This is a genomic window from Rhodococcus sp. NPDC057297, assembly GCF_042667435.1.
Taxonomy (GTDB): Bacteria; Actinomycetota; Actinomycetes; order Mycobacteriales; family Mycobacteriaceae; genus Rhodococcoides.
The window spans coordinates 161998-174897 of the sequence record NZ_JBHUZE010000010.1 but is presented as its reverse complement, the minus strand read 5'-3'; the positions used below and the strand labels follow the sequence as shown (position 1 = coordinate 174897).

The following is a 12900-nucleotide window of genomic DNA, read 5'->3' as shown; positions in this document are numbered from 1 at the left end:
CGCACCGCTGATATGCACGCGAAACGAGGTGGGAGCGCCGTTTCGCTGGTATCCATCACTGCGACTGGCGCACCACCGTCCCGACGATGCGGCGTGCTGCGAGTATCGTTGCTGAACGACCTGCGCTACGGACACCCCTTCGGCGCGGTGACGATGCGGATGGGAACTTCTTACATGACAGAACTGGCGGATCGAATGTCCTCGGACCGTTCCACCTCACCGGCGAGCCGACGCAGTGCGCGGTTGCCTCGCGACGCGCGCCGTGCGCAACTTCTCGCGGCTGCAAGCGAAGTGTTCGTCAGTCGCGGATATCACGCGTCGGGAATGGACGAGATCGCCGAGTGTGCCGGCGTCAGCAAGCCGGTGCTCTACCAGCACTTCCCCGGCAAGCTCGAGCTCTACCTCGCCGTACTGCAGAGCTACGTCGACACCCTGATAGCCGGCGTGCGCCAGGCCCTGCGATCGACGACCGACAACCGCAAGCGCGTCCGAGCAGCCGTACTTGCGTTCTACGACTTCGTCGACACCGACACCCAGGGATTCAGGCTCGTGTTCGAGTCCGATCTGATGGGCGACCCGCAGGTCAACGCCCGGGTGGAGCAGGCGACCGAAGCGTGCGTCGACGCGGTGTTCGATCTCGTTGCACACGATTCCGGCCTCGACCCTTACCGCGCCCGCGTGCTCGCCGTCGGACTCGTCGGAGCAAGTCAGTTCACGGCACGCTACTGGCTGGAAGCGGACCGCCCGATCTCCAAGGAAGACGCCGTCGACACCACCGTGTCGCTCGCCTGGGGCGGCCTGTCTCACGTGCCGCTGCAAGCTCCGTAGTCCACACGATCGAACGACGAAGGGCCGCGCACATGTGCGCGGCCCTTCGTCGTAGGACTGGCTCAGGCCGTGGCGAAGCCGACCTTGCGGGCGTCGGCCGGACCGATCTCCACGTACGCGACTCGTGCCGACTGGACGAGGTACTTACGTCCCTTCTCGTCCACCAGCGACAGCACGTCCTTCTTGCCGGCGAGTGCCTCGGCGACGAGCGCCTCGACCTCCTCGGGCGACTGGGCGCTGTTCACGACGAGCTCGCGAGAGCTTTCCGACACACCGATCTTGACCTCCACGGCCAACCTCCGAACTCAGTAGAGAAAACTTCAGCTGCTTCGACCAGGCTAGTGCAGCCACGCGGCGACGGTGACGTCCGACGGTGTGCTGTCAGCGAACATCGTGGTCTCAGACCAGCCCGAGCACCCGCATGCGCTCCGCGTGCTGCTCCTGCATCCGATCGAACAGAGCGGCGACACCGTTGAGATCACCCGATGCCGTGATCACCAGATCGGTCAGACTCTCGCGTTGAGCAAGCACGTACTGCGCCTGCGTGATCGCCTCGCCGAGCAGCCTGCGCCCCCACAACATCAACCGCGCCTTGTCCTGAGAACTGGCGGACACCCGGGTGGACACCTCGTGCACGACGAACTCCGAGTGACCCGTCTCGGCAAGCACCTCTCGTACCGTCGCCGCGACGGCCGGATCGAGAGTGTGCGCGATCTCGCGGTAGAAATCAGCGGCCAACCCGTCACCCACATAAGCCTTGACCAGCACTTCGAGCCACGTCGACGGGTTGGTCGACGCGTGGTAATCGTCCAATGCACGCACGAAAGGATCCATCGCGGAGTACACGTCGAGACCGCGATCCGACAACGCGGACACGAGGGTCTCGAAGTGGTTCATTTCTGCCGCCGCCATACTCGCCAACGCAACCCTCCCCTGCATCGACGGGGCCGATCGCGCGTCCTCGGCCAGGCGGTAGAACGCCGAGATCTCCCCGTACGCGAGCACTGCGTACAGCTCGGACACTCCCGGATGATCGAACGGAATCCGCGGCTCCGCATCGGACGTTTCCATGGCATCGGGAAGGGCATCCGTGGCATCGGGAAGGGCTTCCGTGGTCCCGGGAAGGGCTCCCGTGGTGGTCGGTAGAGCGTCGGCGGCGAACGATTCAGGCGAGTGGGCTCCCATGAGAATCGATCGTAGTCGCGCCCGACGCACGTGCGCGCTGTCACCGAAACGCGGAGCCTCTCACGTCCCGCAAAGCTCGGAATACGGGTTTTGGACGGTCGGCAAGCTACCATGGTGCACGGATCGACGCCCGGACCGATGACACGGACCGATTTTCCACGCGTCGAACCACACCGACAATGTGTGCGCACCTGATCCGGGTCGCTACGACTGCTTCGCCGCCTGTCGAGTACCACTACGTTCCACCGACACGGCTGAGGCTCGAGGCGAAATCACAGACCAGGATCGAGGGCATCGACTTCGGCCGGCAATAGGCCTGTGCCCTTCCTTGTGCGTACGTGTGAACACGAGGAAGGCCAGACCCCTGAGCAAGATCGTTATCGACCAAGAATCCGACACCGGCGACACCACCTTGTCCGCCCAGCTCGACGACACACACGTACCCCCGACCTTCGCGGAACTCGGCGTTCGCGAGGACATCGTCAAGTCATTGACCGCCATCGGCATCGAGCGGACCTTCGCCATCCAGGAGTTGACGCTCCCCCTCGCCCTCGCCGGCGACGACCTCATCGGTCAGGCCAGGACCGGAATGGGCAAGACGTACGGCTTCGGCGTACCGCTCCTGCACCGCATAGCCACGACCGACTCCGGCACCGCGGCACTCGACGGCACACCCCGCGCGCTCGTCATCGTCCCCACCCGCGAACTGTGTGTTCAGGTGACCTCGGATCTGACCAATGCGTCGAAGTTCCTGAAGTCCGGCGGCAAGTCCGTCGAGATCCTGTCCATCTACGGCGGGCGTCCCTACGAGGCCCAGATAGCACAGCTGCAGAAGGGCGTCGACGTCGTCGTCGGCACCCCCGGTCGTCTCCTCGATCTCGCCAAACAGGGCCACCTCATCCTCGGCAAGATCGGCGTCCTCGTTCTCGACGAGGCCGACGAGATGCTCGACCTCGGATTCCTCCCCGACATCGAGCGCATCCTCGGCATGGTGCCCAGCGGTCCCTCGGCCGGAGGCTCCACGCGTGGTCGTCGCCAGACGATGCTGTTCTCGGCCACCATGCCCGGACCGATCATCACGCTCGCACGCACGTTCCTGACGCAGCCCACGCACATCCGCGCCGAGGAAGCAGAGTCCTCCGCCGTGCACGATCGCACCGCGCAGCACATCTACCGCGCGCACGCTCTCGACAAGGTCGAGATGGTGTCCAAGGTCCTCCAGGCAGAAGGCCGCGGAGCGACCATGATCTTCACCCGCACCAAGCGCACCGCGCAGAAGGTCTCCGAGGAACTCCTCGAACGCGGGTTCGCCGTGGGTGCCGTGCACGGTGACCTCGGACAGATCCAGCGCGAGAAGGCATTGAAGAAGTTCCGGACCGGCGGCATCGACGTCCTGGTCGCGACCGATGTGGCAGCGCGAGGCATCGACATCGACGACGTCACTCACGTCATCAACTACCAGTGCCCGGAGGACGAGAAGACCTACGTCCACCGCATCGGCCGCACCGGCCGCGCGGGCCGCACCGGCATCGCCGTGACCCTCGTCGACTGGGACGACATCCCTCGCTGGCAGCTGATCGACAAAGCGCTGAATCTCGGAATCCCGGATCCGGTCGAGACCTACTCGAGCTCACCGCACCTCTTCGAGGAACTGGGCATCCCCGACGGCGTGACCGGCTCGATCAAGAAGGCGCCGGAGCGGACCGAACGCGCGCACACGGGCGACAACGGCGAAGTCGCCGACAGCGTCGACAGTGCCGTCGATTCGGATGCAGCAGCCGAACCTTCTCGGCCACGCCGAACCCGCGCCCGCCGTCGCACCCGCGGCGGCAAGGCCGATGCAGCTACAACCAACGGCACAGCCGCAGCTGCATCCAACGGCACAGCCGCAGGCGGGGATACGTCCACGGACAGCGCCCCGACCGAGTCGGGCACCAGCGGCGACACCCCGTCCGGTGAAGGCGCGGCACCCAAGCGTCGGCGTCGCCGCCGCCGCTCGCCCGCCTCGTCCGGACAGGTCAGCTCCACCGCCGAGTCGTCGCCCGCGTCAGCACCGGCAGCCGAGTAGCCTTCTTCTGTGCTTGCACCCGAACGTCGTCGACGCTCGGATCTCGTCGCCGCGGCAACCATTCTGGTTGTCGCGGTGCTCGCTGCCGGGGTGATCTGGTTCCGAAGCGACGCACACGGCACGACGTCCGAGACCGCACCCACCCCCCTGCCGCAGGCCACCACCGCACTCGCGGTGCCTGCGTCGTTGACCGAAGTGTGGCGAGCGCAGAGCCCGCTCACGTCGACACCGGTGGTCACCGGCAGCGCCGTGGTGAGCGGTGACGACGGCGGAGTGAACGGTCTGGATCCATCCACCGGTGAGACAGCCTGGAGCTACCGCAGGGACGTTCCGCTCTGCGCGGTGACAAGTGCATGGAACACCGCCGTCGCCGTGTTCGCGGACGACCGTGGATGCGCACAGGTCACCGAACTGGACGGGGCGACGGGATCACGCAAAGCTCAGCGATCCAGCGACGCAGATTCCGAAGTCCGTCTCAGCGACGACGGAACCTACGTCACGTCCCTGGGTGACACGCGCATGGAACTCTGGCGTTCGGACCTCGTACGGACCCTCGAGTACGGACGGGTCGACGCCCCGCAGAACCCCGGCACCCAACCTCGCACCGGCTGCACCCTGCTGTCCACCGCATCGAACAGTTCCCGCGTCGCGGTACTCGAACAGTGCCCCGAGGAGTCGGGTGCACGGTTGACCACCATGAACCCAGCGCCGAAGGACGCCACCGAACCGCAGGAGTACGGCTCCAGCGTCGTCGCATCGTTGACCAGCGCCGACGGCCCAGTGGACGGGGCGCGCGTCCTGATTGCCTCGGGGGATCGGGTGGCGTTGTCGATCCCATCGCATTCCGGTGAACCAGCGAAGGTTGCCCTGTTCGACGGCAATGCTCAGCCTCTGACCGAATTCGATCTCCCGGACGGAACGGTGCCCGAGGTATCGGCCGATCTGTATCCGACAGTCGTCAAGTCGGCGAACGTCTTCAGCTGGTGGACCGGATCCAGCACCGTCGCACTGGATTTGAGCGATCTGTCACCGCAGTGGACCGTTCCCGGAGCGCTCGGTCCCGGCACACTGATGGCCGGACGCCTGCTCTTGCCGGTCCAGGACGGCACAGCGGTCATCGATCCGTCGACGGGTACCGCCGAACGAACGATCCCGGTCGACCGCGGTGACTACTCCGGCCCGGTCGGACTCGCCGTCGTCGGCGACGTACTCATCGAACAACGCGGCACCGACCTGGTTGCACTCTCCGGTACCGAGGGTCAGACCTCGGGCGAATAGGTGCGGAGCGGGGATCCGTTCTCCCAGTGCTCCAACAGATTTGCCGCCAGATCTCGATAGGCCTGCGCACCCTTGCTCTTGCGACCCGACAACACCGTCGCACCCGACGCCGATGCCTCCGCGAAACGCACCGTCCGAGGAATGGGCGGGTCGAGAACCGGAAGGGAGTAGCGGTCGGACACATCGCCGAGAACGTCGCGACTGTGTGTGGTGCGTGCGTCGAACAACGTGGGGAGCGCACCGAGCAGCGACAGTTCGGAATTGGTGATCTGCTGAACTTCCGAGACCGTCCGCAGCAGCTGGCCGACGCCGCGGTGCGCAAGTGTTTCGCATTGCAGCGGCACCAGTACCGACCGAGCGGCCGTCAACCCGTTGAGTGTCAGCACACCCAACGACGGCGGGCAGTCGATGATCACGACGTCGTAGTCGTCGAGAATCGGCGCCAGAGCTCGCTTCAGCGCGTATTCACGGCCGGCACGCATGAGCAACAGCGCCTCGGCGCCCGCGAGATCGATCGTTGCCGGAAGCAGATCGATTCCCTCGTCGGTCTCGAGCAGCGCTTCGGCCGCCGGGGTATCCCCCGTCAGGACGTCGTGCACGGACGCCTCGAGTTTGTCGGGGTTGTGCCCGAGGGAGAACGTCAGGCACCCCTGCGGGTCGAGATCGACCACCAGAACCCGCCGGTCCAGTGCATGAAGCGCCGCCGCAAGTGAGGCCACCGTGGTGGTTTTCGCGACGCCGCCCTTTTGATTCGCTACCGCCAGTACTGTCGTCACGCCCCCGATCCTTGCCTACATCGGGGCGATCGGCCAGAGCGAGGGGGTCGTGGGCGCGTCGGGAACGGGCCAGAAACAACCCAGACCCGACGCGTCCGCCACCGAAATCAGTGCAGCATAACCGGTTTGGCGCTGTCCGCACCCTCTGCCGGAGTGATCTTCTTCCGGGGCAGGAAGAACGCCGGCACGAAGGTCAGCACGATGAGCACGAGCGCGACCATGAACGTGGAGCCGAACGCTCCCGCCGAGATGTCGAGAGCCTCGACCGGCGACGTCGCCTTCGCGACGTCCTTCAACTGATTGGTCAGCACCACCGACATGACCGCCGTACCGATCGAACCCGCCGTCTGCTGCACGATGTTCATCAGCGTCGATCCTCGCGCGACGTTGTGATCGGTGAGCGTCTGCAGAGCAGCGGTCATGATCGGCATCATCGTCGCACCGAGACCCATACCCATGACGAACAGCGCACCGAGCAGAATCGCGTACGAGGTGTCGGCACCGACCTGCGTGAAGACAGCCATGCCCGCGGTGATGAACACCATGCCCGCGAGCACGATCTTGCCGGGGCCCATGCGGTCCGCGAGGGTGCCCGCGATGGGCATCGTCAACATCGCCCCGATTCCCTGAGGCGCCAGCAACAGACCCGCAGCCAGAGTCGTCTCCCCGCGGATTTGCAGGAAGTAGCTCGGGAACAGCAGACCCGCGCCCATGAACGCAACCATGAACAGCACGGTCGTCAAGACCGCCACGGTGAGCGCCCGGTTGGCGAACAACCTGAGGTCGATCAACGGATGCTCGGTGCGAAGCGCATGGAAGACGAACAGGACGATCAACACGAAACCGACGATCGCGGGCACCAGCACGCGAACAGCCAACACCGTCTCGGTCTCGGGAATCGAGGACACTCCGAACAGGAACAGTGCGAGGCCGGGAGAGAGCATCAACATGCCGACGAAGTCGAACGATTCCGACGGCGTCGGATCGTCCTTCGGGAAGATGACGATTGCTGCGACGAGCGCGATCGCGCCGATCGGAACGTTGATCAGAAAGATCCAGTGCCAGCTCGCAGCCTCCAGCAGCCATCCGCCGAGGATCGGGCCGCTGATGGGTCCGAGAAGCATCGGCACGCCCAGCACGGCCATGACACGACCGATCCGCTCGGGACCTGCTGCCCTGGTCATGATCGTCATGCCGAGCGGCATCAGCATGCCGCCGCCCAGTCCCTGAAGCACACGGAAAGCGATGAGCGTGGTGATGTCCCACGCGAAGCTGCAGAGCACCGAGCCGAGCACGAACAGCACGAGAGCGGTGATGTACAGGCGCTTGGTACCGAACCTGTCCGCAGCCCAACCGGTCAGCGGAATCACCGTCGCCAGCGCCAGCGTGTATCCCGTCATCGTCCAGGCGACAGTCGCGTACGTCGCGTCGAACACGTCCATGAACGTGGGAAGCGCGACGCTCACCACGGTGACGTCGAGGATGGACATGATGGCGCCGAGAACGACGACACCCGCGATCTTGAGGACGGCGGAGTCGAGCTTGTCCGGCTTCACCGGATTCGAACTTGCCCCTGGCTGCGTCATGGTCGATCGTCCTTCGTGTCTCGGTGAGCAGAAACACTGCCCACCATCTGCCTGAACACGCACGACAACGTGCGCGGTGTGTCCGTTTTGTCGGTGGACCTTCCATCCCCGAGAAGTTCGATGCATCCCCGGGCAGCCCCCATGCGCGAGCAACCGAGTGCGTCGCGCGACCGGAACAGTATCCACCGACGGCCCGTCCGACTCAATCCGTTTTGTACGGGTAACCACCTGCAGGCCTGTGACACCCGACACGGCATCATTGCTTCCATGAGCGCCACCCCCACCTCGACCCCTAATTCCGGGTCCCCTGATTCAGGGACTACTGATTCCGGGACTACTGCTTCCGGACGTGTAGTTCTGTTGCGCCACGGCCAGACCGAATGGGCCACCTCGGGACGGCACACCGGCACGACGGACGTTCCACTGACCGACGTCGGAGAACGTCAAGCGGCCGCGGCAGGCGAACTCGTCGGCGAGCTCGGCCTGCGTGACCCGTTGATCGTCAGCAGTCCACGAACGCGGGCGCTGCGGACCGCGCAGCTCGCGGGGCTGACTGTCGAACGGGAGTGGGACGCACTGTCCGAGTGGGACTACGGAGACTACGAGGGAAAGACCTCCGCCGAGATCCAACGGACGGTGCCGCACTGGACCGTGTGGACCCATCCGTGTCCGGGTGGCGAGTCCGTCGAGCAGGTCGGCGCACGCGCGGACCTGGTGCTGTCGGTGATTCTTCCGGCCCTGGGCGAACGCGACGTGGTCCTCGTCGGACACGGACATTTCTCGAGGGCTCTGCTGACTCGCTGGCTGGAACTGCCGGTCTCCGAGGGCAAGAGGTTCGCCCTCTCCCCTGCCGCGTATTCGGTCCTCGGGTTCGAGCACTCGTTCCGGCAGGTCGTGGTGCACAACATCCATCCGTCGGTTCGGACCGGAGTTGCATCGTGATTCGGCGGGCCACCGACCGAGACGTCGACGCCATCACCGGCCTGATCCACGAACTGGCCGAGTACGAGAAGCTGCGGGAGCAGTGCACTGTGCGTCCGGATCAGATCCGCTCGGCCCTGTTCGGTGCCGATCCGTCGGTGTTCGCACACGTCGCGGACGTCGACGGTCAGGTCGTCGGGTTCGCGATGTGGTTCCTCAGTTTCTCGACGTGGGACGGCGTGAACGGCATCTACCTCGAAGACCTGTACGTGCAGCCGGAGCTCAGGGGGTCGGGAATCGGATCCGACCTGCTCGCTGCACTCGCAGCCGAGTGCGTGACGCACGGGTACACCAGACTCGGCTGGTCGGTGCTCAATTGGAACACGCCGTCGATCGGCTTCTACGAATCTCTCGGAGCGGTGGCACAGAGCGAATGGACAGCGTTCCGCCTAGGAGGCGAACCACTCAGGGCACTCGCAGCGCGCGCATCCGCCCGCAGCTAGAGCGTCTCGTCGTCGGCATCGACGTACTGCGCTGCCATCCACCTCGACGACGGCGGGCTGAACAGCAGCACGAGTATCGCCAGTGCGCCCACACCGAGCAGAACTCCGTACAGAGGCTGGTGAGAATCGGTCAGCAACGACCACACGACGGGCAACAGCAACAGTTGAACGACGAGGGCAATTGCCCGCCCCCACCGCTGGCCGAGAACGAGAGCGACACCCGCCGTGCCGACGGCAACCCCGATCACGGCGAACCAACCAGCTGTCCCGTACCCGTTCGCGACCTGGTCCTCCACGCCGTTCATCGCGCGAACGAGAAGGACCACCGCTGCGACGAGGGCAACCGCTCCTTCCACCGCGACGAGAACTCCTGCGGCCCTGAACGCAGGTGGAGGCACCGAGGGCAGGGATGGCGTGGACACCGGTAAAGCCTAGAACACCGATCCTGCCCGACAGGGTTCTGTCCCGACGGCACCCCGTGACCGATACCGGCGCGACACCGATACCGGACCGACGCCGAGAACCGGATAGGCTGACGCCCCGTGCGTGCGCTGCTGATCGTGAACCCGAATGCAACGTCGACCACGCCGGCGGCCCGCGACCTTCTGGCCCACGCGCTGTCAAGTCGGGTGCGCGTCACCACGGCACACACGACCCATCGCGATCATGCTGCGGAACTGGCACGCCAGGCCCGCGAGGACGGTGTCGGTCTGGTCATCGTCCACGGTGGAGACGGCACCGTGAACGAGGTGATCAACGGGCTGCTCGGGGTCCCACTGCCCACATCGATGCGCGCCGTCACGATCGGTCCCATCCCGGCTCTGGCCGTGGTCCCCGGCGGAAGCGCCAACGTCTTCGCACGCTCACTCGGAATCCACGCCGACCCGGTTGCCGCCACCAATCAGCTGATCGACCTTCTTGCCGCGCGATCGCGACGCACAATCGGTCTCGGCCACTGCGACAACAGGTGGTTCACGTTCAACGCCGGTCTGGGTCTCGACGCCGACGTGTGCCAGGCGATCGACGCGGGCCGAAAGGACGGCGGACCTGTCTCCGCGACTCGGTACGTTCGCGCTGCCGTCAGCGCCTTCTTTCGCAACAAACGACGTGATCCGAAACTCACCGTCGAAATTCCAGATCACGATCCAGTAACGGGCGTGCATTACGCTTTCGTTTCCAACTCGAGTCCGTGGACCTATCTGAACGAGCGTCCGGTGCACACCAATCCGGGCACCTCGTTCGACACCGGACTCGGACTCTTCGCGATGCGGACGACGCGCGTCCTGCCGAGCCTGAACGTATCGCGCCAACTCCTGTCGGCGGGCGCGGAACCCAAGTCACGCAAGCTCTTCCGAGTCGACGACGTTCCACGCATCAAGATCACGTCCAGCGAACCCATCGGGTTGCAGATGGACGGAGACTTCCTCGGATTGCGCACCGAGGCCGAATTTCACTCGACACCCTCGGCGCTCGAGGTCATCGCGGAGAACAGGTCCTGATAATGCCCGAATGGGTAGTTTTCAACCGGTTTTCGACGCGCCGAGACCGGGGCCCGTGGGCAGCGTCATAGCGTCTTTGCTGGGAAAACCTCTGCACATTGCCATTCGAGCGGGTACAAAGGAGCGCAGGAGGCTTAAGGCAGCCTAACAGAGTGAGCTTGACCACGGACGTGCGGCTATCTCTTGACTTCCCCTAAGTTCGTGAAAGCATTCACAAGCAACAGTGCGGAAACATTGGATACGCACGAGTGAACATCAGTCGAAAACGCAACGACACAGATCGCGGTAACAACAATCAACACGGCGCTGCGGCGCCCGGTAAGGAGCAGAGGATGGACTGGCGCCACAAGGCAATCTGTCGCGACGAAGATCCGGAACTATTTTTCCCCGTGGGAAACAGTGGCCCGGCACTCGCGCAGATCGCCGATGCCAAGGTCGTCTGCACGCGGTGCCCTGTCACCGCTGAGTGCCTGTCCTGGGCACTCGAGTCCGGCCAGGATGCCGGCGTGTGGGGCGGTATGAGCGAAGACGAGCGTCGCGCGCTGAAGCGTCGCAATGCACGTACGCGGGCTCGTAGCTCCGTATAACTCTCGGTGAACCGGTGAGGGCCAGTCCCTCACCCAGGTTCGCTCGGGCACAGCAGAACCCGGTGACTCCACGTCGGAGCCCGGGTTTTTTGCTGTCCGGTACCCAGAAGTCCGGCACCCAGGAGTCCGGCGCCCAGAGGTCCGACGGTCAGCTGTTTCAGGTTCGGGGCGATCGACGCCCGAGGGGGACGCGGAGGGACGCGTCGGTACCTCCCCGAGGCGATGGATGGAGCCCCAGGGAGCCACCCAGTTCGACGGACACCAACGTTCGGACGATCTGCAGGCCGAGACCCTCGGACTTCTCCAAAGAGAACCCTGTGGGCAAACCACGCCCGTCGTCGTGGATGACGACGTCGAGCCATCGCGCGGATCGGTCGGCCTGGATGCGGACGACACCCGCGGTTCCGGCGTCGAATCCGTGTTCCATCGCGTTCTGCACCAGTTCGGTCAACACCATCACCAGCGGTGTGGCCCGCTCGGCGGAGAAGACACCCAGCTTGCCTTCCCGCGCGACGCGAACGCGAGGGTTGACCGTCGCGACGTCGAGCATGATCGGGACCAGCCGGTCGACGATCTCGTCGAGGTCGATTTCTTCGTCCACCGACATCGACAACATCTCGTGCACCAGCGCGATCGACGTCACCCGTCGGACCGATTCCGACAACGCCACGCGTGCTTCCTCGTTCTCCAGACGTCGTGATTGCAGACGAAGCAGAGCGGCGACGGTCTGCAGATTGTTCTTCACCCGGTGATGGATCTCGCGGATGGTCGCGTCCTTGCTGAGCAGCGCACGGTCTCGGCGCTTGACCTCGGTCACGTCTCGCACCAGCACGATCGCCCCCACCGACTCACCGCGCGGCCGGAGCGACAGAGTTCTGATCAACACCGTCGCACCGCGCGCGTCGGCTTCCATCCGGTATCCCTCGCTTCCCGACAGCGACGCACGAATGTGGTCGGCGATCTCCTGGGAATCGAACGGATCGGTGATCAACGACCGCGTCACCGACGCCAGATCCGTCCCGGAGAGGTCGGTCGCCAAGCCCATCCGGTGATAGGCGGACAGTGCGTTCGGACTCGCATAGACGACGCGGCCGTCGGTGTCGACCCTGATGAAGCCGTCGCCTGCACGGGGTGAGGAGTTGACGTCGGTGCGTTCCACGGGGCTGGGAAACGTCCCCTCGCTGATCATCCGGCACAGATCGTCGGCGCAGCCCCGGTATGCGACCTCGAGCGCGCCTGCCGTCCGCTGCCGCGTCGGGTTGGCGTCGCGAGTGAGGATCGCGATGACGTGGTCGCCGCACCGCACCGGCACGCTGTCGGTGTTGGAACCACTGCTGACGATGTCGCGGGTGACCAGCGAATCCATGACCGTCGGGTGCTGAGACTCCGAGACGACGGCGCCGACCATGTCCTCGGTGAACACCGTCGGTGCGGTCGTCGGTCGGCACTGCGCGACGCACAGGATCTTGGCATCCGGGCTCGCATCCACGTCGTCGGTCCCGACCCAGAGAAGAAGGTCCGCGAACGACAGATCCGCGAGGAGCTGCCATTCCCCGACCACCCGTTGCAGGTGATCGACAGCTTCTCCGGTCAGATCGGTGTGTTCGGCGAGCAGGTCGCTCAGTGTCGACACAGTGACGGCTCCGTCGCGATTGTGGGCGGGTGCACG

At 65.1% G+C, this 12900-nt stretch carries 13 protein-coding genes; 7 read left to right on the top strand and 6 right to left on the bottom strand.

Features of this window, described 5'->3' with window-relative positions:
* The first annotated feature begins 174 nt into the window (after positions 1 to 174).
* The gene (locus ACFULT_RS24035; RefSeq protein WP_378482773.1) at positions 175 to 828 is read left to right on the top strand and encodes a TetR/AcrR family transcriptional regulator; all 654 of its coding nucleotides are present in this window, start codon (positions 175 to 177) and stop codon (positions 826 to 828) included.
* Between the two features lie 62 nt (positions 829 to 890).
* On the opposite strand, the gene ACFULT_RS24030 is transcribed toward ACFULT_RS24035, so the two are convergent.
* Positions 891 to 1118, bottom strand: coding sequence for a DUF3107 domain-containing protein (locus tag ACFULT_RS24030; RefSeq protein ID WP_170945117.1), 228 nt, complete (start codon positions 1116 to 1118; stop codon positions 891 to 893).
* A 109-nt stretch (positions 1119 to 1227) separates the two neighbouring features.
* Positions 1228 to 1899 (bottom strand): ferritin-like fold-containing protein, encoded by a 672-nt coding sequence (locus ACFULT_RS24025; protein WP_378482772.1) that lies wholly within the window; start codon positions 1897 to 1899, stop codon positions 1228 to 1230.
* Positions 1900 to 2353: 454 nt separating this feature from the next.
* On the opposite strand from ACFULT_RS24025, the gene ACFULT_RS24020 reads away from it, so the two are divergent.
* Both ACFULT_RS24020 and ACFULT_RS24015 read left to right on the top strand, forming a co-directional pair.
* Positions 2354 to 4081 (top strand): DEAD/DEAH box helicase, encoded by a 1728-nt coding sequence (locus tag ACFULT_RS24020; protein WP_378482738.1) that lies wholly within the window; start codon positions 2354 to 2356, stop codon positions 4079 to 4081.
* Positions 4082 to 4090: 9 nt separating this feature from the next.
* Positions 4091 to 5359 (top strand): PQQ-binding-like beta-propeller repeat protein, encoded by a 1269-nt coding sequence (locus tag ACFULT_RS24015; protein ID WP_378482737.1) that lies wholly within the window; start codon positions 4091 to 4093, stop codon positions 5357 to 5359.
* Here the strand turns inward: ACFULT_RS24015 and ACFULT_RS24010 are convergent.
* Positions 5341 to 6135, bottom strand: coding sequence for a ParA family protein (locus ACFULT_RS24010; protein WP_378482736.1), 795 nt, complete (start codon positions 6133 to 6135; stop codon positions 5341 to 5343). The genes ACFULT_RS24015 and ACFULT_RS24010 overlap by 19 nt on opposite strands.
* Positions 6136 to 6242: 107 nt before the next feature.
* On the bottom strand, positions 6243 to 7721 hold the full coding sequence (locus ACFULT_RS24005) for a DHA2 family efflux MFS transporter permease subunit (protein WP_378482735.1): 1479 nt from the start codon (positions 7719 to 7721) through the stop codon (positions 6243 to 6245).
* 267 nt (positions 7722 to 7988) lie between these two features.
* Between ACFULT_RS24005 and ACFULT_RS24000 the strand changes: the two genes are divergently transcribed.
* The gene (locus ACFULT_RS24000; protein WP_378482734.1) at positions 7989 to 8663 is read left to right on the top strand and encodes an acid phosphatase; all 675 of its coding nucleotides are present in this window, start codon (positions 7989 to 7991) and stop codon (positions 8661 to 8663) included.
* Positions 8660 to 9145: a GNAT family N-acetyltransferase gene (locus ACFULT_RS23995; protein ID WP_094719049.1), complete on the top strand. Its 486-nt coding sequence runs from the start codon at positions 8660 to 8662 to the stop codon at positions 9143 to 9145. The genes ACFULT_RS24000 and ACFULT_RS23995 overlap by 4 nt, the downstream gene beginning before the upstream one ends.
* Here the strand turns inward: ACFULT_RS23995 and ACFULT_RS23990 are convergent.
* Positions 9142 to 9567 carry a hypothetical protein gene (locus tag ACFULT_RS23990; RefSeq protein ID WP_037111119.1) on the bottom strand — a complete coding sequence of 142 codons (426 nt, stop codon included), beginning with the start codon at positions 9565 to 9567 and terminating at the stop codon, positions 9142 to 9144. The genes ACFULT_RS23995 and ACFULT_RS23990 overlap by 4 nt on opposite strands.
* A 120-nt stretch (positions 9568 to 9687) precedes the next feature.
* Between ACFULT_RS23990 and ACFULT_RS23985 the strand changes: the two genes are divergently transcribed.
* Both ACFULT_RS23985 and ACFULT_RS23980 read left to right on the top strand, forming a co-directional pair.
* The gene (locus tag ACFULT_RS23985; RefSeq protein ID WP_019666098.1) at positions 9688 to 10644 is read left to right on the top strand and encodes a diacylglycerol kinase family protein; all 957 of its coding nucleotides are present in this window, start codon (positions 9688 to 9690) and stop codon (positions 10642 to 10644) included.
* Positions 10645 to 10976: 332 nt separating this feature from the next.
* The gene (locus ACFULT_RS23980) at positions 10977 to 11231 is read left to right on the top strand and encodes a WhiB family transcriptional regulator (protein WP_026347946.1); all 255 of its coding nucleotides are present in this window, start codon (positions 10977 to 10979) and stop codon (positions 11229 to 11231) included.
* Between the two features lie 157 nt (positions 11232 to 11388).
* Here the strand turns inward: ACFULT_RS23980 and ACFULT_RS23975 are convergent, their stop codons facing one another.
* Positions 11389 to 12864 (bottom strand): sensor histidine kinase, encoded by a 1476-nt coding sequence (locus ACFULT_RS23975; RefSeq protein WP_037111121.1) that lies wholly within the window; start codon positions 12862 to 12864, stop codon positions 11389 to 11391.
* Positions 12865 to 12900: the final 36 nt, after the last annotated feature.

Coding starts and splice junctions, on each gene's coding strand:
- ACFULT_RS23980 (WP_026347946.1), top strand. CDS start 10,977: ATGGACTGGCGCCACAAGGCAATCTGTCGCGACGAAGATCCGGAACTA.
- ACFULT_RS24025 (WP_378482772.1), bottom strand. CDS start 1,899: ATGGAAACGTCCGATGCGGAGCCGCGGATTCCGTTCGATCATCCGGGA.
- ACFULT_RS24005 (WP_378482735.1), bottom strand. CDS start 7,721: ATGACGCAGCCAGGGGCAAGTTCGAATCCGGTGAAGCCGGACAAGCTC.
- ACFULT_RS24000 (WP_378482734.1), top strand. CDS start 7,989: ATGAGCGCCACCCCCACCTCGACCCCTAATTCCGGGTCCCCTGATTCA.
- ACFULT_RS24035 (WP_378482773.1), top strand. CDS start 175: ATGACAGAACTGGCGGATCGAATGTCCTCGGACCGTTCCACCTCACCG.